Below are 22,208 nucleotides of genomic sequence, written 5' to 3' on the forward strand. Positions count from 1 at the left end.
AGGCCAGTTGGCATGGCGCGGACCTCCGTGATCACCGTGCGTCGGAAGCGCACCCATGTCTGCGGCGTGATCCTCAAGGCGGTCACGGCGTCATCTCCTGGGTACCGACGCCGCGGCCGTAGAGGTGGTGGTGCGTTGTCGGAGCGTCGGGGGTGTCATCGCCGGAACTTTGGAGGGCCGCATCGGGCGTGTGCTCAGCGATGCGGTGACCGCCGGACGGTCAGGAGGGCGATGTCGTCGTGGGGACCCCCGTCCCCGGCGAAGGCGCGGGCGTCTTCGTACAGGGCCTGTGGCAGGTCGGTGGGAGAAAGGCCGAGGTGGCTCTTCAGCCGCTCGTCGACGGGGTAGAACGTGCCATCGGCCGCGCGGGTCTCGGTCAGGCCGTCGGTGCTCAGCAGCAGCGTCGAACCGGCGGGGAACGTGAACCAGTTCACGACCGTGGGTTCGGCGGCGAGTTCGGCGAGGCCGAGTGGTACGCCGGTGTCCAGCAGGGGTGTGATGACATTCCCCTCGTGTGTCAACTGGGGCGGAATGTGACCGCAGTTGACGACCTGAGCCTCGGCGTGGGCATCGATGCTCACGATGAGGGCGGTGACGAATCGTTCGTCGTCGCCTGTCTGTTCGGCGTAGGAGTTGTGCCGTACGACCGAGGCGTCCAGAGTGTCGACGAGTGCGGTGAGCGTGGGCTCCCGATGGGCCGCCTCGCGGAAGGCACCGATGACGGCGAACGCGGCGCCCACGGCGGCCAGTCCCTTGCCCTGCACGTCGCCTATCAGTACGCGCGTCCCCCAGGGCGAGGCGACGACGTCGTAGATGTCGCCGCCGACGAGCCGGTCCTCCTGCACGGGTTCGTAGAGGCCGTTGACCAGGACATCGTCGGTGACCACGGGCAGGGGGTGCAGGATGTGCCGCTGCATGGCGACGGCGGTGGAGCGCAGTCGCAGCATCTCGTGCTCGCGCTTGATACGCCTGTGGCAGGCATAGACGGAGGTCGTTCCCAGGGTGAGGGTGAGAAGCACGAGCAGGACGCGGTCGAACCATCGCCCTCCGTCGCTGTCCCATGCCAGCACGGTGCCCGTGACGACGAGCGTGGTCCATGCGGCGACGAACCTCGTCTGATGAACGGTGCACAGCGCCGACGCTGTCCCCGGCAGGAACACCAGCAATCCGAGGAGCCACACCGCGGATCCGGAGAGGACACCGAGGAGCACGACCAGGAGAGTCACCGACACCACGCCGACGACCGTTTCGGCGTTGCCCGGAGGCTCGATGGCCTCCATGGGGTGAGCGGGTCTCTTCCGCTGGGTACGGGCCATGGGATCTCCTGGACAGCTGGTGAACATTCTGTGAGTGGAGCAGGAGTGATCGCACTGTTCCGCGTGAGGTCACTCCTGCTCTCCGTCGGCTCGGCGGTGGGCGGCGGTGAGCAGGTCGTGCGCGACATGGAGGGCAGCCGCCCGCTTCTCCTCGGTCCCGGCCTCGATGCCGTCCGAGGCGAACACCGCCGCGTGCAGCGTCAGCACCGCGACGATGCAGCGGACCTGATGGGGAAGGCTTGTGTCGGCAACTCTGAAGAGCGCCAGCGCGCGCTGCATCGTCTCCCGGAACGCCGCACCCACGGGCAGGTCGCGGACTGCCGCCGCGTTCTCATAGAAGACCCTGAGCAGCGGCGCGGCCTGAGTGAGGGCGGTGTCGTACCGGCGAAGTGCCTCCTGTTTGGTCGCCAGGCTGTCAGGCGCGGCCCGCGCCCACTCGATCACCGCGGTGACGGGCGTGATCCACTCCTCGAAGAGGGCGGTGAGGATGTCTTCCTTGGCTTTGAAGTGGTAGTAGAGCGCAGCCTTGGTGACATCGAGCCGTTCGGCGATCTCACGGACGGAAGTCCGCTCGTACCCCTGTTGGGTGAAGAGTTCCAGAGCCGCTTGCTGGATGTGTCTGCGGGTGTCTCCGGTTGTCATGGCGCTCACCTGCGGATGTGTTGTCGTCCTCCGCCCTCGGGACATCGAGGCGTCACCTGAGACGCCCCGAGGGAGAAGGTCGGGTTACGCCTTCGTCCCGGCGGTCTCCGCCGGGACGAGCGGCCCAGCGGCGGTCGGTCCCTCGGAGGCCGCGGCGACCGTGGGACGGTGGCGCGGAAGGAAGGAGGCGAGCGCGAGCGAGACGAGGGCCGCGCCGCAACCGATGACCATGATCACCTTGAAGGCGTTCTCGGAGGGGAGGGCGTGGCCGCCGAAGTCGGTGGTCATCTGGGCGACGATCACTCCGGCGAGTGCGCTGGCGATGGAGGTGCCGACGGCCCGCATCAGGGTGTTGACGCTGTTGGTCGCCGCCGTCTCGGACGGTGCCACCGCTCCCATGATCAGCAGCGGCAGAGCCCCGTAAGCGAGGCCGACGCCGGCTCCGATGACGCAGGAGACCAGGATCAGATGCCAGACCTCGCTCATCAGCAGCAGGTTCATGGCGTAGCCGCCGGCGACGACGACGGCGCCGATCATCAACGTGGTCTTCGGCCCCCGGGCCTTGGAGATCTTCGCGGAAAGCGGTGCGGCGAGCATGACGACCACGCCCTGCGGGGCGAGCACCAGGCCCACGGTCAGCAGCGACCCGCCGAGACCGTAACCCGTCTGCTCGGGCAGTTGCACGATCTGCGGAACCAGCATCTGCAGGGAGAACAGCGAGAAGCCGAACATCGCACCGGCGAGGTTGGTGAACAGCACCTGCGGACGAGCGATGGTCTGCAGCTTGATCAGCGGCTGCTTGGCGCGCAGCTCGTAGAAGCCCCAGACCACGAGGATCACGATGCCGACGGTGAACAGGCCGAGGGTGGTGGTGCTGGCCCAGCCCCAGGTGGCGCCCTTGGAGAGGGCGAGGAGCAGGCTGACCAGAGCGGCCGACAGACCGAGCGCGCCGATCAGGTCGAAGCGGCCACCGCTGCGCACCTTCGACTCGGGAATCAGCCTGAGGATGAGCACGCTGGCGAGGGCGCCGATGGTGCCGGAGCCCCAGAACAGGATGTGCCAGTCGAAGTTCTCGGCGATCACCGCGGCGATGGGCAGGCCCAGCGCCGAGCCCACGCCGAGGGAGGCGCTCATCATCGCGGTCGCGGATCCGAGCCGTTCGGCGGGCAACTCGTCGCGCATGATGCTGATGCCGAGCGGGATGACACCGGCCGACAGGCCCTGCAGGGCACGTCCGACGAGCATCGGGACCAGGGAGTCACTGAGGGCGCACAGGAACGATCCGGCCGTCATGAGGACCAGGCTGATCAGGAGCATGCGGCGCTTGCCGTACATGTCTCCCAAGCGTCCCGCCACCGGGGTGGCGACGGAGGCGGCGAGCAGGGTCGCGGTGACCACCCAGGCGGTGTTGGCCGGTGCGGCGCCCAGCAGCCGCGGAAGATCGGGAACGAGCGGGATCACCAGTGTCTGCATGAGCGAGACGGAGATCCCAGCCAGTGCCAGTACCACCACGATGACGTTGGGTTTCGGCGGCGCGGATCCGCTGGAATCCGTGGACTGGGGAACGGCGTCGGGCATGTCTGGATCTCCGGTCTACATGGATACATGGAGCATCTAAATCAACGGGTTGATTTAAAAGGTAGCGGGAGATGTCTCTCCGGGCAAGTCGGCCCCATCAGGGCGGGTGGTCGGCGTACCGTCCGTGCGGGCACGCCGACGGCCCTCAATGGATTAAGTCAACCGTTTGACTTAACTCACTTGTGTGGTGTTGCCTGGATCCGTGAAGGAAGCCATTGATCAGGGCATGTGCGTCGCGGTCGGGGAGTGCGTGCTGACGGCCGCGGCCTGCCCGCCATCACGGTCGCGGGATGATGCGCGTACCCAGGCGGACAGTGGTCGTGGGCACCTCGGCCGCGGGGCCGGCCACGGCCGAGACCCTGCACAACAAGGAGTGCGAAGGGAAACTGACCCTCGTTGGCGACGAGGCGCACCCTCCGTACGACCGGCCGCCGTTGTCCAAGCAGGTCCTGGCCGGTGCCTGACAGGCGCGGCGGGTGCAGCTTCGCGACGGACAGGCCCTCGGCAGGTTGGACGCCGACCTTCGAATCGGGTGCGCCGCGGTCGGGTTGGACACCACCGGGCGGCAGGTCCTGCTGGACGGCGGTGACCGTTCGGTTCGACGCACTGGTCATTGCCACCGGCATCAGCCCGCCCCGACTGCCCGGCGCCGACCTGGCAGGGGTGCACGTGCTTCGATCGCTCGACGACGTGCTGGCGTTGCGCTCCGTACTGCTGGGCGGGGCCGAAGGCCGTGGTGGTCGGCGCCGGGTTCCTCGGTGCCGAGGTGACCGCCGTGGCGCGCGGCCTGGGTCTGGACGTCACGCTGGTCGACCCGCTGCCGGTGCCGATGCGCCGCCAGTTCGGCGACCGGATCGGGGAACCGGTCGGACAACTGCACGGCGATCACGGTGTCGCACAGTGCCTGAGCGTCGGCGTGACCCGGTTCGTGGAATCGGCGGGCCGGGTGGTCGCCGTCGAACTGACCGACCACACAGCGACGAGGTGACGGAGCGCGCGCAGTTCACGGTGGCTGTTTCCGGCCGAGTACGCCGACGACCTTGCCCTGATGGCCGTAGGCGGCGACGAATCTGCGGTCGTCCGGACTTCCGTGCAGCACCGTGACTTCCGCGTGTTCGGGGAAGGCGCCATAGGCCTGGATACGCGGGTCGCACTGATCGCTCCAGAGGTACGGCACGGGAGCGAAGGGGCGCAGTTCACCGAGGAGGTTGGCGGCCACGGCCATACCCTGCTCGGTGGCGCTGAGCCGGTGCTCGATGCGCATCCGCAGGCCGAAGTGCGCGTTGTGCCAGGGCGTGATGTCCCCGGCCGCGCATATGCCGGGGCGGCCTGGCAACCGGCGTCGCACTCCAAGCCTTTGCCCAGGCGAAGGCCGGAGTCTGAGTCGACCACGCCCCCTGGCCGGTTAAGCCGGCCCCGTACCGACCTGCCTTCGTCGTCTGACACGGCGCCCCGCGAACTCGGATCAGAGAGATCGGCGACACCTGATGAGCTCGCACGGGCCGGACAAGTGAACAGCGGAGGGAAAGCACGAGCCGTGAGACCAGTTGATGTACCGACGAGAACCGGATGCGGGCTGTTCGCATGGGTGGGGGCGGGTGAACCCGCGCGAGGTCTGGCGATCGCCCGGAGGCTGCGTATCGGGGGCACCGTGGTCAACGGCAGCGTTCCTCCCCCTGCGTTGGTGACCTCCGGCGGCTTGGTTGAGTCGGGCACCGGCCCCGATCTCGGTCCCGAGAGCCTGCGGAACTTCCTCGAACCCCACGCCATCGGCATTCCCCCCGCTCTCGTTTGAGCCCGGCCCGAGTCCGTCAACGACAGCAACAGCCAAGGGTGCACACGCACCCTGTCCATCAGTCCATGGAGCCCGAGTGAAAAGCACGACCGCAGTGAACGAGTCAGCCACTGCAGATGCACCGTCCAACGCCCACCGCCAGGTCCTCGTGGCCCTCAGCGGCCTGCTCATCGCGCTCTTTGTCGCGACGCTCAGCAGTACCGTGGTCTCGACCGCGTTGCCGAAGATGATCGGCTCGTTGCACGGTTCGCAGACGCAGTACACCTGGATCGTCACGGCAACCCTGCTCACTACGACCGCCACCACCCCGATCTGGGGCAAGCTGGCCGATCTGTTCAGCAAGAAGAACCTCGTGCAAGTGGCCGTCTCCGTCTTCGTCCTCGGCTCGGTGGCCGCCGGGGTGAGCCAGTCCGCCGGGCAGCTCATCGCCGCTCGCGCGGTACAGGGCATAGGCGTCGGCGGCGTCCAGGCCCTCGTCCAGATCGCGATCGCGGCGATGATCCCGCCGCGCGAACGTGGCCGGTACAGCGGCTACCTCAGCAGTGTCACCGCGATGTCCACCATCGGCGGACCGTTGCTCGGCGGGTTCATCGTCGACACCTCATGGCTGGGCTGGCGGTGGTGCTTCTTCATCGGCATCCCGGTCGCCGTCGCCGCGCTCGTCCTGCTGCAAAGGACGCTGAACCTGCCCGTCATCCGACGCGACGACGTGAAGATCGACTACCTCGGCGCGGCTCTGATCGCCTCGGGTGTCAGCGTGCTCCTCATCTGGATCTCGTTCGTCGACAGCTCGTTCGCCTGGGGGTCCTGGCAGACCGCCGCCATGGTCGGTGCGGCACTGGTCCTGCTGTCCGTCGCCATGTGGGTGGAAGTGCGCGCGGCCGAGCCCATAGTGCCGCTCCACATCATCAAGCGGCGCACGACCGTTCTGGCGATCGTCGGCAGTTTGGCCTCCGGTACGGCCATGTTCGCGGCCTCGGTCTACCTGAGCCAGTACTTCCAGGTCAGCCGCGGTTACACGGCGACTCAGGCGGGGCTGCTGACGATTCCGATGATGGGCGGCATCCTGGTCTCCTCCATCCTCGCGGGCCGGCTGATCAGCAGGACCGGAAAGCTCAAGCCGTTCGTCGTCGTCGGCTCCGTCCTGCTCACGGCCGGGTTCGCCGGACTCGGAACCATCGACCACGGGACGTCGCTGGTCTTCATGGGTGCGGCGATGCTGTGTGTCGGCCTCGGCGTCGGCATGACGGCGCAGAACTTCATCCTCGTCGTGCAGAACTCCGTCCCCCTGAAGGACATCGGCACCGCCAGCACCACGGTCACCTTCTTCCGCTCTCTCGGGGGCACGTTCGGCGTCACCGTGCTCGGCGCCGTCCTGGCCCGCCAGGTCGCCGACAACATGTCGAAGCATCAGGGGAGTGCCGGCGCAGCCTATGGCGACGCGACCGGAGTCATATTCCTCATAGCCGCCGGGATCGCGGCCTTCGGCATCCTCGCCGCGATCCTGCTGAAGCCGGTCGTCCTGCGCACCAGCCACGACACCTCCGAAGCGACTCCAGCGGCCGGCGCCGAAGCGGCCGACGGCGTTCCCGACCTCGTCCGAACGACCGCCACGCCCGCACCGGGTGAGACGGGCCCCGCGCCTGACGACGTGAGGCCCGATCCGCACCGGTGAGGCTCAGCCTTTACCCAGGAGCAGCCAGATCTGGTTCTTCTTGGTGCCCAGGGCGCTCGCCGGGTCGCAGGTCCACCGGTGGACCAGGGCCCGTGGCTGAGTGGGGACGCCCGAGACGTCGACGCACTCGCCGCTGTGCTTGTTCACCACGGTGTAGGTGTTGGTCCTGGCGCTGACCGGTTCAGGGTCGAGTAGCTGCTGGTCGCCACCTTCGCACTCGATGGCACTGGGTGCTGTTGGCGGTGCTGAGGCCGGTGTGGTCGAGGCACTGGCAGCTGTTTTGGCCCACCGGCCCACCGGCCCACCGGCCCACCGGCCCACCGGCCCACCGGCCCACCGGCCCACCGGCCCACCGGCCCACCGGACCGGCGGATTGGCCCGGACGGGTGTGTCGCGGTCCGCCGTCGGACAACGGACGGCGGACCGCGGCGCGCATGCGGCGGTCACGTGTTCGCAGACACCGCGACCGGACAAGGCTGCCGCCACGTCACTCGTGGGGCCCGCATGAAGACGTGCTGGGACGGTGGTTGAGTTCCGGTGCGCCCAAGTGCTCGAAGCGCAGTGCCGGACGACTGGGCCAAGGGACCCGGGGTTGAGAGGGAGTAACGGGAGGGACGGCTCCGTGCCGACATCGGCGTGGGCGACCTGGTCGTACTGCTGTCGCTGCTGGTGCGGCAATTCCCGGCCGCCGCCGAGACCGCGGACATGATGCTGCACCGGGCCACGGCCCTGATCCTCGGCGGCCTGCGCGCACCGGGCGTGCAGCTTCCCGGGCGTCCCCTGGTTCAGAGCGACCTGACCTGAGGAGCCATGGCCGGACAGGCTCTGGGTGATGCGTCGGTCAGAAGCTGGTCAGGGCGCGCAGTCGGTCGGCTCGGGAGCGCCGGACGACGTCGATGTGTGGGGCCAGGTGGTCGAAGGCGTGCGGACAGCCCGGGTGGACGTGCAGTTCGACGGAGGTGCCTGCGGCTGCGAGGCGGCGGGCGTAGACGATGTCCTCGTCTCGGAAGATGTCCAGTTCCCCGACCTCGATGTAGGCGGGGGGCAGCCCGGACAGGTCACGCGCCCGTGAGGGCGCGGCGTAACCGGGTACGTCGGGCTTTCCGACGGAGTCTCCCAGCAGGGCGTGCCAGCCGGTGTAGTTGTTGTCGTAGTTCCAGATGGCAAAGGGCAACAAGGCCGGGTCGGGTTCGGTGGTGCGATCGTCCAGCATCGGGTAGATGAGGATCTGCTTGGCCGCGGGCATGCCGCGGTCGCGGGCGAGCAGCGCCGCTCCTGCGGCCAGGCCCCCGCCCGCGCTCTCGCCCATCAGCGCGATCCGGGCGGGATCGACCCCCAGGTCGCCCGCGTGTGCGGTCAGCCACAGTAGGCCGGAGTAGGCGTCCTCGACCGGGGTGGGGTGCGGGTGCTCCGGGGCGCGGCGGTAGTCGACGGAGAGCAGTGGGACGCCGCTGCCGGCGGCATAGTCGGCGACCAGGTGGTCGAACAGTGCCACCGACCCCGAGACCATGCCGCCGCCGTGCAGATAGACGACAGCCGGACCGGCTTTGGACGCGTCGTGGAGTTCCGGGGAGTACCAGCGGACCAGTATCTCGGCACCGTCGTGGGAGACGGCGTAGTGGTCGGTGCGGGCGACGGACGGTTGCCCGGGCTTCATGGCGTCGAGAGCGGCCAGGTCCGACTCGCCCGCGCGCAGTGCCTGCCAGTCGCCGCGAACCGGATGCTGGGGCGGGGTGTCGGGTGCGGAGGAGCGCCTGGCGGCGAGGGCCTGCTGCAGTTGGATGTCGAATGCGTACGGCATGGGGTCTCCGTCGGGTGCTTGCTCGGTCGCGGCGGACCGGTCGGGGGTGAGGTGCTGTCGCCCTGATAAAGGCACATCCAAGGTCATTAAGTCAATGGCTTGATTTAAATGTGGCGGGAAGGTGGCCCACCGACCACCGCGGCCTGGCCCGTGGGGTGACCTGTGCGGCGGTTCAGGCTGTCTGCCGGACGGGTGTTCGGAGTCGTGGAGGACCTGGTGGCCGGCGGGGCGCAGGGTGGTGGCGGTGGCGCGTGGTTCGCTGTTGCCGGGGTTGCGGTTGTAACGGGGGAAGGCGCCGCTGGAGACCTGGACGCGGATGCGGTGGCGACGCTTGAAGCGGTGGGCCGTCGGCCACAACTGCGCGGTCGCGCGGGCGAGTTCGTTGGCGCCGGTGAGGCTGATCAGGCCGTCGCGGACGTTGATGGAACGGCCCTTCTCGTCGACGTCGCAGAGCCGGACGAATACATCGGCGTACGGCAGGCTGCTGCGGAAGAAGATCTCCGCGCTGACCTCTCCGGTCGCTTCGACGTCCTTGAGCGCCTGGAAGCCGCGTTCGGCCAGCGGCCGGACCGTCGCCCACCAGGGGGATCCGTTGCCGAGCGCCGGAGCTCGGACGGGGCCTGGTGTCGGCGTCCTGGCCTTCAACCCCGGTGCGCACGCTTGGCGGAGCGGCTGTCTTCAGCCGGCCACTCGCAGCAGCAACTTGCCCGTTGATGTGCGTCCGCCCATCAGTTGGTGGGCCTCGGCAGCCTTCGACAGCGGGAACTCCGCGGTGACCGGGAGGCTCACGGTGCCGTCGGTGACGGTGCGGAAGGCACGCTCGGTGAGCGATCGCAGCGCCTCGGGTGCCGACTGCGCGAGCGCCAGGATGGAGAAACCCGCGACCGATCGGCCCTGTGCGTAGAGCTCGGGCTGTCCGACGTGCCACGGCTCGGACCCGCTCGCGTTGCCGAAGGACACCAGGCGTCCGAAGACGGCCAGCGCGTCGAGTCCGCGGCGAAGCGTGTCGCCGCCCACCGGGTCCAGCACCAGGTCGACTCCCTTGCCGTCCGTGGCGCGGCGGACATCCTCGGAGAACGTGTCGGCGGTGAACACCTTGTGGTAGCCGTGCTTGAGGGCGTGCCCGGCCTTGGCGGTGGAGGAGACCACGCCGTACACCGCGCCGGCGCCCGCCGCCCGGGCCAGTTGCCCGGCCACCGTGCCGATACCTCCCGCGGCGCCGTGCACCAGCACGCTCTCTCCGGCGCGCAGCCGCCCCACCTCGTGGAGGAGGGCGTGGGCGGTCGGAAGCACGGTAGGGAGCGTGGCCGCGGTCCGCAGGTCCAAGCCCTCGGGGAGCGGGAAAACGGTGGCGGCCTCTGCGGCCACCACCTCGGCGTAGGCGCCGGCGTTGACGAGGGCGGCGACTTCCTGCGCCGGGCGCAGCCCCTCGACGCCGTGGCCGACCGCCCGGATCCGTCCGGAGACCTCCAGGCCCGGGCGGAAGGGCAGCGATTCCACCCGGTACCCCTCGGCGCGCGCCTTGAGGTCCGCGAAGTTCACGCCTACGTAGGCGATGTCGATGGTGACTTGGCTCGGCCCTGGCTGAGGCGTTTCGGCCTCCACCACCTTCAGCACCTCGGGACCGCCGTACTCCTGGAACTCGACTGCACGCATGAGCGGAACGCACCCTTCGACAAGTGTTCAATGAAAAGCGAACACCTTCACAGTAGGTTGCTCCTCGATCGCCGAGCAAGCGGCTGGGTCACTCCGAGGGGCGTGCCGGCGGGGAGGCGCATGGTGAGGAGTGGGGCATGCCGAAGCGGGCTGTGGGCGGCGTTCACCGTGCGGTGCCGGTACACGGGGATCCCGGCGAGGTTTCCCTAGTGGCCGCGCTGTCCGCGCTCGTCGGCCCCGTGCGCATCCAGCTGATCCGTGAGTTGGCGGGCCCCGCCGACTGGATGCGCGGATGCGGCAGCTTCGACGTGCCGGTCGGAAAAGCCACGCTCAGTCATCACTTCTCGGTCCTGCACGGCTCCGGCCTGGTCGAACAGCGTGACGTAGGCCCGAAGCGGGTCAACCAGCTGCGCCGTGAGGAGTTCGAGGCGCGTTTCCCCGGGCTGCTCGCCCTGCTCCTGCGGGGCGACGGCGCCGACTGACCGGGTGCCCGGCGCACCCGCCCTGGCCCGTCATGAAGCATGCACGGACGCGCCGGTCGTTCTGTTGTCGTCGCCACTGTCGGTCCATGTATATCGCCAGGTCACCGCTGGGGCTACGGGCGCGCCCCTGGACGCCCAGCGGCTCCTGGCCGTCCGGAAGGCTGCCGAGACCGCGCCGGAGACTGCTGCCGTTGCGGCCTGAACGGCGCCGGCAGGCGTGCGCCGTCCGGTCGGGACCGCCCATGCCGTTGTCGTTCGCGCCTCGTCCGCGCGCCGGGGAAGCCCGGAGGGTGCTGCAGACGTGCTGTTCATGAGAGTTCGTGCTCGCTCTGGTCTCTAATTTCTTTGGGTGATAGATTTTCGATACTGGAACATCGCGGTCACTCCTGGCGGGGTGGCCGCGGTGTCTCGTGTTCCGCCGGGCTGCGTGCGCTGCCTCTACGGCGGCGAGTCGACAACGCATGGAGTCCGCATGATCCGCACGTCTTTCAACCACGGCTGGCAGGTCCGGCCCAAGGTCAATCCCTTCGCTGAGCTGTCCGGTCACGTGGTTCCCTTCCGGCCGGTGACGCTGCCGCACGACGCGCTGGTCGGGCAGCGGCGGGTGGCTGTGGAGGGCGAGGTCACGATGGAGGGCGCCGCGGGTGCCTATTTCCCCGGCGGTGTTTTTGAGTACCGCAAGGTCTTCTCCGTGCCTGAGGAGTACCGGGGCAAGCGGGTCTTCGTCGAGTTCGAGGGTGTGTACCGGGACGCGACCGTGTACATCAACGGTGACTACGCGGGCCAACGGCCGTACGGGTACTCGCACTTCCGTATCGACGCAGACCGTTTCCTGCGCTTCGGCGAGGACAACGAGATCCGCGTCGAGGCCCGCGCCCACCGCGACTCCCGCTGGTACACGGGCGCGGGGATCTACCGTGACACCTGGCTGCTCGTAGGTGAGGTGGTGCGCGTGGTGCCCGACGGGGTGCGCGTCACCACCCCCGAGGTGGACGGTGCACGGGCCGTGGTCGAGGTCGCGACGGGTGTGGCCAACGATTCGATCGAGGTCCGTACGGTCGACATCGTCACGGAGATACGGGACGGTTCTGGGATCGTCGTCGCGAGCGATCACTCCCGGGTGACGGTGCTGCCGGGCGAGCCGGCGACGGTCCGGCAACGGCTTTATGTGCCTTCCCCGGCGCTGTGGAGTCCCGAGTCGCCGAATCTCTACGACTGCCATGTGACGCTGAAGGGCGTGGACGAGGAGAAGGTCACCTTCGGCATCCGCACCCTGAAACTCGACCCCGAAGACGGTCTGCGCCTCAACGGCGAGACGGTCAAGCTCCGCGGCGCCTGCGTCCACCACGACAACGGGATCCTCGGTGCGGCGACCTATGCCCGCGCCGAGGAACGCCGGGTGGAGATCCTCAAGGACGCCGGGTTCAACGCGATCCGTATCTCCCATCAGCCGGCGAGCAAGGCGATGCTGGACGCCTGTGACCGTGTCGGCATGCTGGTCGTGGACGAGGCGTTCGATGTGTGGACGTCGGGCAAGAGCGAGTTCGACTACAGCCTGAGCTTCCCGGAGTGGTGGGAGCGTGACGTGCGGGCGATGGTCGCCAAGGACTTCAACCACCCCAGCGTCATCATGTACTCGATCGGCAACGAGATCCCCGAGACGGGCTCCCCCTTCGGCGCCGCCTGGGGGCGCAGGCTCGCCGAGAAGGTCCGTTCCCTGGACCCCACGCGGTATGTCACGAACGCCGTCAACGGCATGCTGGCCGTCATGTCCGAGCTGGGCGCGCTCCAGCAGCAGGCGCTGGAGCAGGCGGCGCAGGAGGGTGCGGGCATCAACACCCTCATGGCCGACGCGGGCGACGCGATGAACATGGTGAGTTCGTCGGAGTTGGTGAGCGAGCGTACGGCGGAGTCCTTCGCGGTGCTTGATGTGGCGGGTATGAACTATGCCGAGGCCCGCTACGCCCTGGACCGTGATCTGTTCCCCAACCGCATCATTCTGGGCACGGAGACCTTCCCCACCCGCATCGACGGCAACTGGCGGCTGGTGAAGCAGTACGGCCATGTCATCGGCGACTTCACCTGGACCGGCTGGGAGTATCTGGGCGAGGTCGGTGTCGGCAGGCCCCAGTACCTGTCGGAGGACGGGCCACAGCAGACGCACAACGCGCCGTATCCCTACCTGGTGGCGGGGTGCGGTGACATCGACATCACCGGGCATCGCAGGCCCGCCTCCTACTACCGTGAAATCGTCTTCGGGTTGCGGTCCGAGCCGTACATCGCGGTCCGCAGGCCGGAACACCACGGCAGGACCTGGGCCGGGTCGCCGTGGGCGTGGAGCGACAGCATCTCCAGCTGGACCTGGCCCGGTTTCGAGGCCGATCCGGTCACGGTCGAGGTCTACAGCGACGCCGACGAGGTCGAACTCTTCGGCAACGGAAACTCCTTCGGGCGGCGGCCGGTCGGGGAGGAGCACCGTTTCCGTACGGAGTTCGAGATCGTGTACGTGCCTGGGGAACTGGTCGCGGTCGCCTACCGCGACGGCGTCGAGACCGGTCGCACCAGTGTGCGGGGGGCCGACGGCCCCGTGCGGCTGAACGCCGGGTCCGATCGCGAGGTCGTCCGGGCGACGGACGGTGACCTGGCGTACATCGCCCTGACCCTGACCGACGCGCACGGTACCTGCCACACCGGAGCCGACCGGCCGGTGAGTGTCGAGGTCTCCGGAGCGGGAGAGCTGATCGGGTTCGGCAGCGCCGACCCGTCGACCGAGGAACGGTTCGACGCCATGGAACGGCGTACGTACGAGGGACGCGCGCTGGCCGTTGTGCGTCCTACCGGGGTCGGGAAGATCCGTCTTGCCGCGACCGCGCCGGGCTGCGATCCGGTGGACGTCGTGGTCACGGTCGAATAGCCCCCAGGCATGTGCCGAGCAGCCCCCGGGGCCTTGCCAGGCAGCGCGTGGTCACCTGTCGAATCGCACCCGCTGGGCCGCAACCACCAGGAACGGTGTCCATGATCGATCGCGAGTCACTCGTCCGTCGCCACACCATCGAGATCACCCGGCCGGATCCCTCCCACGTCCTGACGGTGGGCAACGGCGACTTCGCCTACAGCGCCGACATCACCGGCATGCAGACCTTCGTCGGGTACCACGATCAGTCCGCTGCCTTCGCCGAGCAGCGGCTGGCCGTCACCAACGCGACCATGTCGAACTGGGGATGGCACTCGATGCCCAACCCCGAAGGGTTCGTTCTCGACGACGCGATGTCGACCTATCAGACCGCACGTGGGCCGGTGCAGTATCCGGACAAGTTCGACATGGCCTCGATGATGGGGGGTGAGCTGGCCGAGGAGTTGCGTGCCGGGGCCTGGCTCCACATGAACCCGCAGCGGCTCGACCTCGGACGCATCGGACTACAGCTGCGTACCGCCCCAGGGGCCGAGCCGGAGACCTACCCCGAAGCGCTCGCGAACCCCCGCCAGCGACTCGACCTGTGGTCGGGCATGCTCACCAGCAGCTTCGAGTACGCCGGTCAGGAGGTGCGGGTGACCACGGTCGCCGACCCGCATCATTCGCGGGTCGCCTTCCGCATCGAGTCGGAGCTGCTCGCGAGCGGCCTGGCCGGTGTCGTCCTGCGGTTTCCCTACGCCAGCGACGGCTTCTTCCAGACCTCCGACTGGACCTCGCCCGACAAACACCAGTCGACACTGGAACCGGTGGGGGAGCGCGCGGCCCGCATCCGGCGGGTGCTCGACGACACGGCCTACGCGTTGCGGCTGGACTGGACCGAGGGCGCGTTGTCGACGACGGAGGAGCCGCACGAGTTCGTGCTGACGGGCTCGGCGGCCACGCTGGAGCTCGTGGCCGGATTCTCGCCGGACGAGGAGTTCGGCAGCGACACGTTCGCCACCGTGGCCGGCGCGGCCGCAGACTGGTGGCGCGACTTCTGGACATCGGGTGCCGCCATCGACTTCGCGGGCAGTACCGATCCCCGGGCGGCGGAGCTGGAGCGCCGGGTCGTCGTATCGCAGTACCTGACCGCCGTGAACAGCTCCGGCTCACTCCCTCCGCAGGAGACCGGGCTCGTCGCCAACTCCTGGTTCGGCAAGTTCCACCTGGAGATGCACTGGTGGCATGGCGCGCACTTCGCCGCCTGGGGCCGCCCCGGACTGCTCGCCCGCAGCATGGACTGGTACCTGTCCATCCTCGACTCCGCGCGCGAGACCGCACGGCGCCAGAGCTATGAGGGCGCCCGCTGGCCCAAGCACGTGGGCCCCGACGGCCGGGAGAGCCCGTCGGAGATCGGCGCGCTGCTCGTCTGGCAGCAGCCTCACCCGCTCTACCTGCTCGAACTGCTCCACCGCGCCCTGCCGGAGTCCCGGCGGCCGGAGCTGGTCACCCGCTTCGCGGAACTCGTCGAGGAAACGGCCCGGTTCATGGCCTCCTTCGTCGAGGAACGCTCCGGCACCTTTCACCTGCCGGCGCCCGTGATGCCGGCGCAGGAGTTCTACGACGCGAAGAGCACCGAGGACCCCACCTTCGAACTGGCCTACTGGTGGTGGGGGCTGGAGATCGCCCAGTCCTGGCGCGAACGCCTCGGACAGGAACGCAACGAGCGGTGGCAGCAGATCCAGGACAACCTGGCCGCACCCCACCAGGACAACGGGCACTACACGGCGGTCGCCACCGAGCCCTACCTGCGCCGTGACGACCATCCCTCGCTGTTGTGCGCGCTCGGTGTCGTTCCCGCCGGCCCGCTCATCGACGCGGGCGTCATGGAGGCGACACTTCTCGACATCCTCGGCGACTGGCAGTGGGAGTCCGCCTGGGGCTGGGACTTCCCAGTCCTGGCGATGACCGCCACCCGCATCGGCCGTCCGGACCTCGCGGTGGACGCCCTGCTCATGGACACCCCGAAGAACACGTACACGGTCGTCGGTCACAACCCGCAGATCGGCAGCCTTCTGCCGCTCTACAACCCGGCCAATGGCGGCCTGCTCGCCGCGGTGTCCCTCATGGCGGCCGGCTGGGACTCCGCCGGCGCCGATCGTCCCGGTTTCCCGAACGACGGCAGCTGGCAGGTCCAGCACGAGGGCCTCACCGTCTGGCCCTGAACGATCCGATCACCCGCTAGAAGAGGAAAACTGATATGGCCACTGGCGAATGGGGTCCCGACGACATCGCACGCCTGGTGTCCCGGCTGACGTTGGAGCAGAAGGTCGCGCAGCTCAGCGGCCTGAACACACCCGAACTGTTCGGACCGCCGGACGAGGATCTGCCGAACGTCCCCGGCATCGACACGAGCCGTCTGAAGGAGCTGCGTCCGCACGGTCTTGGACATCTCTCGCTGGCCTGGTTCCTCGGCGGTGACGCGGACGCCCTGCGTGTGAAGCTCGCTCAGATCCAGGCCGGGGTGCGTGAGGTGTCGCCGTTCGGTATCGGCGCGCTGATTCACAACGAGGGTATCAACGGCTTCCTGCACGCTTCGGGTTCGCAGTTTCCCACGGCCTGGGCGCAGGCGGCGACGTGGGACCCCGGGCTGGTCCGGCGGGCCGCGGCGGTGACGTCGGCACACATGCGGGATGCCGGGATGCAGCTGCTGTTCTCTCCGGTGATGGACATCAACCGCGATCCGCGCTGGGGCCGGGTGCACGAGACGTACGGTGAGGACCCGGAACTGTCCGCGCAGATGTCCGTCGCGTTCGTCCATGGTGTGCACCAGGAGGACGGGGTCCTCGCGACCGGCAAGCACTTCCTGGGCTACGGCAACTCGGAGGGCGCCCTGAATCAGTCGGCGACGCAGCTTGGGCGGCGGGCCCTCGTCGATGAGTATGCCGAGCCGTTTCGCCGGGCGGTCGCGGAGGCCGGGCTGTCGGTCGTGATGAACTCCTACAACGAGATCGACGGTGTGCCCGCGGCCGCGAACCGCTGGCTGCTGACCGAACTTCTGCGCGGGACTCTCGGCTTCGACGGGCTGGTGGTCGGCGACTACGACGCGGTCAACATGCTGCGCACCCACCACCGCACCGCGCGCACGGGGGGCGAGGCAGCGGTGCAGGCCCTGTCGGCCGGGCTGGATGTCGAACTGCCCGGTAACGCGAACTACGCGTCCCTGGTCGGTGAGGTCGCCGCCGGGCGCTTGGACGAGAAGGTCGTCGACCTGGCCGTCGGCCGGGTTCTGGCCATCAAGGCCAGGGTCGGCCTCCTCCCCGGCTTCGGTCCGCGCCCCGCTCCGGCGGTGGCACCGGACCGGGCGGAGGCCGCCGAGATCCGGCGCGCCATCGCGGTCCGCAGCACGGTTCTGCTCCAGAACGACGGCATTCTGCCTCTGACGCCTGGCAAGCAGCGCATCGTGGTCGTCGGCCCCGCCGCCGACGAACTACGGATCCACTTCGGCGCGTACACCTCGGTGTCCAACGCCGAGATGCCGATCGGCATGATGGCGGTCATGGAGGGCAAGGTTCCCGGGGTCGACCCGGCGACCTTCAACTTCACCGACATCTTCCAGACCCGCATGCCGGGCATGGACGAGACTTTCGAGAACGTCGCCTGTGACCTGCACCCCGAAACTCCCACGGTGCTGGACGCCCTGCGGGAACTGGACGAGACGGTCGAGTACGTGTCGCTGGGCCTTTTCGAGAACGACGGCAGCCTCGACGCGGGGACCGTGCAGGCCGCCGTGGCGAACGCCGACCTGGTGCTCGCGGTCCTCGGCGAGCGGACCGGCTGGGTGGGCAACAACACGGCCGGCGAGGGCCAGTCGACGGCCTCGCCGTCTCTGCCCGGTGATCAGGAGGAGTTGCTGGAGCAATTGGCGGCCACGGGCAAGCCGCTGGTGAGCGTGGTCGTCTCCGGCCGGCCGCTGCTGCTCGAGAAGGCGGCCCGGGTGTCCCGTGCGGTCCTCCTCGCCCCGCTCCTGGGCGAGGAGGCGGGCACCACGATCGCGCACACCCTTTTCGGTCGGATCAATCCCAGCGGCAAGCTGCCCAGCACCTTCCCGCGGCACCTCGGCCAGCTCCCGCTGTACCACGGCCACCATCACGGCAGTGGCTACGAGCACCCGACCGGCACCCGTCACGGTTACGGTGACCTCGCCGTCCAGGGCCCGCTCTACGCCTTCGGTCACGGACTGTCGTACACCACCTTCGCTGTCGCGCTGGACGAACAGGACGGACCGGCGGTCGAGCTGTCCGACGGTGTGATCCGGGCCCGGCTGACGGTGTCCAACACCGGGGACGTGGATGGCGAGACGGTCGTGCAGTTGTACGCGCGTGACGAATTCGCCTCCGTCGTCCGTCCGGTGCGGCAGCTGATCGGGTTCGCGCGTGTCAGCCTCGCCGCGGGGGAGAGCGGGAGCGTCTTGCTGGAAGCGCCGGTCGAGCGGCTGCACTACACCCTGACCGACGGCAGCCGCGGCATCGAGCCCGGCGACATCACCGTACTGGCCGGACTCGCCGCCGACGCACTTCCCTGCGCCGCGACGGTCACGGTCGACTAGAACGGCCGGCCGGGCAGCGGCGTCCTGACCCGCCCGCGCCCGGCTGTGCCAAGAGGCGGCAGGGCGGGCGCGCCACCGACAGTGGTGAGCGTGCCCGCTCTGCCGCGCCTTCGTGCCGGTGCCGTGTGATCGTTTCGGCACAACGGCACAGGCCAGAAACCGACTCGCCGATGAACACGGCGCAGTACGGTCCGTCGACTGATCAGCCAGCCACACCACGCACACCATCCGCGTGGATATCGCGGTGATCGGCGCGATGTCCACGCGGATGCTCGTACCGTCGGGATCAGTTCCTGGCCTAGTATTTTTTAGATTGATAGGTTTTTGATGGTGGTAGCCGCGTTTTCTCGGGGTGTGGGCGGCCGGACGCGTTGGCGCACATGCGTGCGCCCGGCGGCGGGATGTGGTCCCGCCCGGCTTGCTTCATGCACGCCGCGCCGACTCCGGCGGCGAGGCGACCACCGGACCATGCGCAGCCGCCGGCCAGCCCCCCGCCCACCACGGTGGGAACCTTGAGGAGCACCCATGCCACTTGATCCATTCCTCGCCGAGAAGATGCACTTGCTCGAGGGCCTCAGCTGGGAGGACGCGCAGAGCGACCCGGAGGCCATGCAGAGGTTCGTGGAGTACTTCCGCGATCCGGGCGAGTGGAGCATGCCGGACGTCGCGGTCGAGGACCGCGCCGTCCCAGGGCCCCATGGAGAGATTCCGGTCCGGATCTACACCCCGCGGGCCGGGGCTCGCCGCGCCCTGTTGTGGTTGCATGGCGGCGGTTTCATGGGCGGCAACCTCGAGATGCCGGAAGCGCATGTGGTGTCTGCCGAACTCGCTGCCCGGGCCGGGGCGTTGGTGGTCTCTGTCGACTACCGTCTTGCTGTGGACGGCACTCGCTACCCGGTTCCGGTCGACGACGTGCACGCGGCGTGGCGGTGGCTCACCGGTACGGGGTGGACGGGGTCTGGTCCCGTCGGTCTCGGGGGTGCGAGCGCGGGCGCCGCCCTTGCCCTGTCCACGGCGGTCCGGCTGCGCGACCAGGGCGAATCCGGCCCGGATGCCCTGCTGCTCGCCTATCCGTTCGTCCACTTCCCGACCCCGGCTCTGGATGACGAGACGGCGGCCGGGATGCGGGACCTGCCGCCTCTGATGCGGTTCACCACCGAGTCGATCGAGCACATGGTACGCAACTATGTGGGCCGGCTGACGGGTCTGCCCCCGGCCGCGATGCCCGGGGCGGCGAACCTCGACGGCCTCCCCCCGACCGGTATCGTCCTTGCTGAGTTCGACGATCTCCGGCCGTCCGGTGACCTGCTGGCCCGGCAGCTGGAGGAATCCGGTGTCCCGGTCCGGACTTACCTCGGGGCGGGCATGCCACACGGGCATCTGAACCGGACGCCGTCCCTCGAGGAGGTCGACCGCTCACTCGACTTCCTCGTGACCACGCTCTCCGGTTGACCGGTTGACGATACGGAGAAGAGCGCCGATACCATGAGCCTTCGACCCCGTACGCCGACATGCCGCATCCGACGTACGGACCGAGGGGATCAGGGCGTGGACACTCCTGATGACGCGTCGGATCTCGCTCCCAGACGGAAACCGACACCGCGCACGGCCTGAATGGACAAGGCGTCACCGACCTTGTGCCGCAGGGCCGTTACATGGGTGTCCAAGGTCTTCGTCGAGCCCAGCCAATTGCTGTCCCAGACCGAGGCCATGATGGTCTCCCTGGTCACCAGACTGTCCACCCGCTCAGTGAGAAAGGCCAGCAAGGCGTACTCCTTGGGGCTCAACGGGACCTCGATCCCGTCCAGGAAGACACGGTGAGCCCGGCGGTCGACGGTCACTCGACCTTACATGTCACGCGGGGCCTGCGGCAGGCGCCGAGCGGGCACGCGGGACCTGGCCGGCCGGACAGAACTCATGTCGGGGGCGGGCTCCGAGGTGTCGGGTCCGGTGGAGAGTCGGCGCAGCACCGCCCGCATCCGCGCGATCAGTTCACGTACCAGGAAAGGTTTCACGACGTAGTCGTCCGCGCCGAGTTCGAGGCCGACAACCTTCTCCGTCTCGCTGCCCCGCCCGCTGATCGCGATGACCGGTACATCGCTGTGGGCACGCAACTCTCTGCAGACGTCCAGGCCGTCGATGTCCGGCAGGCCGAGATCGAGAAGAACCATGTCCGCCGCCGGTGCGGCGAGCGCGTCCCGTCCGGTGGGAACCCAGGTCACGTGATAGCCGTAGCGGGCAAGGCCACGCTGCAGGGAGCCGGCCAGAGGTCGGTCGTCCTCGACGAGCAGTACGTGCACTGTCTTCTCCTGAGGGAGTGTGGTCACGGTGGGAAACAGGTCTGGTCGACGACCCGAGTAACGGGAAGTGCCGGAGGGCGAGTTGCCTCGGCCCGTGAACGAAGTGGCCACGGTGCACGCTCCAGCCAGAGGCCTCGGCGGCCCCTGACCTCACGGTACGGTCGGTCCTGGCTGCTGCCCTCCGCCGGAGGACCGAATATGGCGAAGACGGGTGGTACGGCCGTAGTACGTGCTCTGCACCTCACCGACGCCGGGGCTGCTGCGGATCCTGACGGCGGTGAAGTCTGGTCTCCTTGAGCCTGGCGACGACCCGTGCGGGAATGCCCTGGTCACCAAACCCGTGAGCCGGGTGCGCCCGGAGCCGTGCATCATGCGCGTCGTGTGCTGATGCGGTTCAAGCGTCGTAGACGTAGAAGCCGTGGCCGCTCTTGCGCCCCGAGGTGGCCGACGGCGACCATGCGGCGCAGCAGGGCGGGGCGTACGGCGGTTCCTTGCGATGCCCCACCGGACGTGCCCGGCATCGCACGACCGATGCCGGTGAGATCAGATCGGAAAGTTGTCCGGCCGCGGCCGTGTCAGCAGGGCGACCGCCGGGGGCAGCGGGTTCGCCGCGGCGGGGGACAGGGCGTCCAGAACCAGTGCAACGTAGCGACGCCAGCCGTCGGTCTGTGAGTCCATGGTCCACAGGACGCTGGAAAGCATCACCATGAACCTGGGCAGGTCTTCGGGAACCAGGTCGACGCGGACGAGGCCGGCCTGTTGGCCACGACGGGTCAACTGGACGAGCGCGTCGTGGAACTCCACGGTGACATCCGCGGTGAGTGAGCCGGTCATCCTGGCGGCTGCCAGGGTGTTGTGTTCGCGCGCCGCCAGGGTCAAGGCGGCTTCGATCAACGTGGTGAGGCCGCGCAGGGGGTTGTTGTCGTCGAGCGCCTGTGCCTGGGCGGGAGTCAGGCCCTCGGCGAGGCACTGGTCGAGAGCGGCCCGCGCAAGCACCCCCTTGTCCGGAAACCGTCGGTACAGCGTCGAGATGCCGACGCCGGCGTGGCGGGCGATCTCCTCCAGCGGGGCGTCGGCCCCCTGTGCTGCCCAGACCTCCCGCGCAGCGCGCTGAATTCTCTCGGCGTTGCGCGCTGCGTCGGCGCGCAGGTGTCGCGAGGTGCTCACAGTCACCTTTCCAGTCTAGCAACCGGTAGTGCGCTTCCCCTTATGGTTCACTTAAGCAAGTAGTAGTGGACTTCCAGTTGTGGCAGGAGAACCAAGTGAAGGTGACAGTCGAGACAGAGAAGTGTGTGGCCGCCGGGCAGTGCGTGATGCTTGCGCCGGAGGTCTTCGACCAGCGCGAGGACGACGGTGTCGTGGTGCTGCTCGACGACGCACCAGTACCGGAACTGCACGACGCCGTCCGCGAGTCAGCCGCCGTCTGCCCGGCCGCGGCCATCGTCTTGGCCGGGTCATGAA

At 68.7% G+C, this 22,208-nt stretch carries 18 protein-coding genes and 1 pseudogene; 10 read left to right on the forward strand and 9 right to left on the reverse strand.

Features of this window, described 5'->3' with window-relative positions; translation table 11 throughout:
- Positions 1 to 194: 194 nt before the first annotated feature.
- The 3 genes from ACZ69M_RS33340 to ACZ69M_RS33350 form a co-directional block, all read right to left on the reverse strand.
- Positions 195 to 1,316: a PP2C family protein-serine/threonine phosphatase gene (locus ACZ69M_RS33340; RefSeq protein ID WP_470055728.1), complete on the reverse strand. Its 1,122-nt coding sequence runs from the start codon at positions 1,314 to 1,316 to the stop codon at positions 195 to 197.
- Positions 1,317 to 1,385: 69 nt separating this feature from the next.
- Positions 1,386 to 1,958 (reverse strand): TetR/AcrR family transcriptional regulator, encoded by a 573-nt coding sequence (locus ACZ69M_RS33345; protein ID WP_470055729.1) that lies wholly within the window; start codon positions 1,956 to 1,958, stop codon positions 1,386 to 1,388.
- Positions 1,959 to 2,042: 84 nt separating this feature from the next.
- Entirely contained in the window at positions 2,043 to 3,536 is a 1,494-nt protein-coding gene (locus tag ACZ69M_RS33350; RefSeq protein WP_470055730.1) for an MFS transporter, read from the reverse strand.
- 290 nt (positions 3,537 to 3,826) lie between these two features.
- Between ACZ69M_RS33350 and ACZ69M_RS33355 the strand changes: the two genes are divergently transcribed.
- Positions 3,827 to 4,000 (forward strand): FAD-dependent oxidoreductase, encoded by a 174-nt coding sequence (locus tag ACZ69M_RS33355; RefSeq protein ID WP_470055731.1) that lies wholly within the window; start codon positions 3,827 to 3,829, stop codon positions 3,998 to 4,000.
- Positions 4,001 to 4,269: 269 nt separating this feature from the next.
- Entirely contained in the window at positions 4,270 to 4,524 is a 255-nt protein-coding gene (locus ACZ69M_RS33360; protein ID WP_470055732.1) for an NAD-binding protein, read from the forward strand.
- Between the two features lie 15 nt (positions 4,525 to 4,539).
- On the opposite strand, the gene ACZ69M_RS33365 is transcribed toward ACZ69M_RS33360, so the two are convergent.
- Positions 4,540 to 4,872, reverse strand: coding sequence for an oxidoreductase C-terminal domain-containing protein (locus ACZ69M_RS33365; RefSeq protein ID WP_470055734.1), 333 nt, complete (start codon positions 4,870 to 4,872; stop codon positions 4,540 to 4,542).
- Between the two features lie 535 nt (positions 4,873 to 5,407).
- On the opposite strand from ACZ69M_RS33365, the gene ACZ69M_RS33370 reads away from it, so the two are divergent.
- Entirely contained in the window at positions 5,408 to 7,006 is a 1,599-nt protein-coding gene (locus tag ACZ69M_RS33370) for an MDR family MFS transporter (RefSeq protein ID WP_470055736.1), read from the forward strand.
- 3 nt (positions 7,007 to 7,009) lie between these two features.
- Here ACZ69M_RS33370 and ACZ69M_RS33375 read toward each other — a convergent pair whose 3' ends face one another.
- Positions 7,010 to 7,156, reverse strand: a complete 147-nt coding sequence (locus ACZ69M_RS33375) for a hypothetical protein (protein ID WP_470055737.1) — start codon at positions 7,154 to 7,156, stop codon at positions 7,010 to 7,012.
- 486 nt (positions 7,157 to 7,642) lie between these two features.
- On the opposite strand from ACZ69M_RS33375, the gene ACZ69M_RS33380 reads away from it, so the two are divergent.
- Positions 7,643 to 7,810, forward strand: coding sequence for a hypothetical protein (locus ACZ69M_RS33380; protein ID WP_470055739.1), 168 nt, complete (start codon positions 7,643 to 7,645; stop codon positions 7,808 to 7,810).
- Positions 7,811 to 7,847: 37 nt separating this feature from the next.
- On the opposite strand, the gene ACZ69M_RS33385 is transcribed toward ACZ69M_RS33380, so the two are convergent.
- The gene (locus ACZ69M_RS33385; protein WP_470055741.1) at positions 7,848 to 9,452 is read right to left on the reverse strand and encodes an alpha/beta hydrolase; all 1,605 of its coding nucleotides are present in this window, start codon (positions 9,450 to 9,452) and stop codon (positions 7,848 to 7,850) included.
- A 33-nt stretch (positions 9,453 to 9,485) separates the two neighbouring features.
- Complete coding sequence (locus ACZ69M_RS33390; protein ID WP_470055743.1) at positions 9,486 to 10,463, reverse strand: quinone oxidoreductase family protein; 978 nt, start codon at positions 10,461 to 10,463, stop codon at positions 9,486 to 9,488.
- 137 nt (positions 10,464 to 10,600) lie between these two features.
- Here ACZ69M_RS33390 and ACZ69M_RS33395 point away from each other — a divergent pair, with 137 nt between their 5' ends.
- The 5 genes from ACZ69M_RS33395 (at position 10,601) to ACZ69M_RS33415 (ending at position 19,899) form a co-directional block, all read left to right on the forward strand.
- A complete protein-coding gene (locus ACZ69M_RS33395) occupies positions 10,601 to 10,945 on the forward strand; it encodes an ArsR/SmtB family transcription factor (RefSeq protein WP_470055745.1) in 345 nt (114 codons plus the stop codon).
- A 472-nt stretch (positions 10,946 to 11,417) separates the two neighbouring features.
- The gene (locus ACZ69M_RS33400) at positions 11,418 to 13,859 is read left to right on the forward strand and encodes a glycoside hydrolase family 2 protein (protein WP_470055747.1); all 2,442 of its coding nucleotides are present in this window, start codon (positions 11,418 to 11,420) and stop codon (positions 13,857 to 13,859) included.
- Positions 13,860 to 13,960: 101 nt separating this feature from the next.
- Entirely contained in the window at positions 13,961 to 16,063 is a 2,103-nt protein-coding gene (locus ACZ69M_RS33405; protein WP_470055749.1) for a hypothetical protein, read from the forward strand.
- 35 nt (positions 16,064 to 16,098) lie between these two features.
- Complete coding sequence (locus ACZ69M_RS33410) at positions 16,099 to 18,447, forward strand: glycoside hydrolase family 3 N-terminal domain-containing protein (RefSeq protein ID WP_470055750.1); 2,349 nt, start codon at positions 16,099 to 16,101, stop codon at positions 18,445 to 18,447.
- Positions 18,448 to 18,972: 525 nt separating this feature from the next.
- Positions 18,973 to 19,899, forward strand: a complete 927-nt coding sequence (locus ACZ69M_RS33415; RefSeq protein WP_470055752.1) for an alpha/beta hydrolase fold domain-containing protein — start codon at positions 18,973 to 18,975, stop codon at positions 19,897 to 19,899.
- 89 nt (positions 19,900 to 19,988) lie between these two features.
- On the opposite strand, the pseudogene ACZ69M_RS33420 reads toward ACZ69M_RS33415, so the two are convergent.
- Positions 19,989 to 20,747 (reverse strand): annotated as a pseudogene (locus ACZ69M_RS33420) (response regulator transcription factor).
- A 543-nt stretch (positions 20,748 to 21,290) separates the two neighbouring features.
- Positions 21,291 to 21,920 (reverse strand): TetR/AcrR family transcriptional regulator, encoded by a 630-nt coding sequence (locus ACZ69M_RS33425; protein ID WP_470055754.1) that lies wholly within the window; start codon positions 21,918 to 21,920, stop codon positions 21,291 to 21,293.
- Positions 21,921 to 22,009: 89 nt separating this feature from the next.
- On the opposite strand from ACZ69M_RS33425, the gene ACZ69M_RS33430 reads away from it, so the two are divergent.
- Positions 22,010 to 22,207, forward strand: coding sequence for a ferredoxin (locus ACZ69M_RS33430; protein ID WP_470055756.1), 198 nt, complete (start codon positions 22,010 to 22,012; stop codon positions 22,205 to 22,207).
- The last annotated feature ends 1 nt before the right edge of the window (position 22,208 follow it).

The sequence above is a fragment of the Streptomyces sp. NPDC107454 genome, from assembly GCF_055582885.1.

Coding starts and splice junctions, on each gene's coding strand:
- ACZ69M_RS33340 (WP_470055728.1), bottom strand. CDS start 1,316: ATGGCCCGTACCCAGCGGAAGAGACCCGCTCACCCCATGGAGGCCATC.
- ACZ69M_RS33405 (WP_470055749.1), top strand. CDS start 13,961: ATGATCGATCGCGAGTCACTCGTCCGTCGCCACACCATCGAGATCACC.
- ACZ69M_RS33395 (WP_470055745.1), top strand. CDS start 10,601: ATGCCGAAGCGGGCTGTGGGCGGCGTTCACCGTGCGGTGCCGGTACAC.
- ACZ69M_RS33410 (WP_470055750.1), top strand. CDS start 16,099: ATGGCCACTGGCGAATGGGGTCCCGACGACATCGCACGCCTGGTGTCC.
- ACZ69M_RS33390 (WP_470055743.1), bottom strand. CDS start 10,463: ATGCGTGCAGTCGAGTTCCAGGAGTACGGCGGTCCCGAGGTGCTGAAG.
- ACZ69M_RS33400 (WP_470055747.1), top strand. CDS start 11,418: ATGATCCGCACGTCTTTCAACCACGGCTGGCAGGTCCGGCCCAAGGTC.
- ACZ69M_RS33350 (WP_470055730.1), bottom strand. CDS start 3,536: ATGCCCGACGCCGTTCCCCAGTCCACGGATTCCAGCGGATCCGCGCCG.
- ACZ69M_RS33415 (WP_470055752.1), top strand. CDS start 18,973: ATGCCACTTGATCCATTCCTCGCCGAGAAGATGCACTTGCTCGAGGGC.
- ACZ69M_RS33345 (WP_470055729.1), bottom strand. CDS start 1,958: ATGACAACCGGAGACACCCGCAGACACATCCAGCAAGCGGCTCTGGAA.
- ACZ69M_RS33355 (WP_470055731.1), top strand. CDS start 3,827: ATGATGCGCGTACCCAGGCGGACAGTGGTCGTGGGCACCTCGGCCGCG.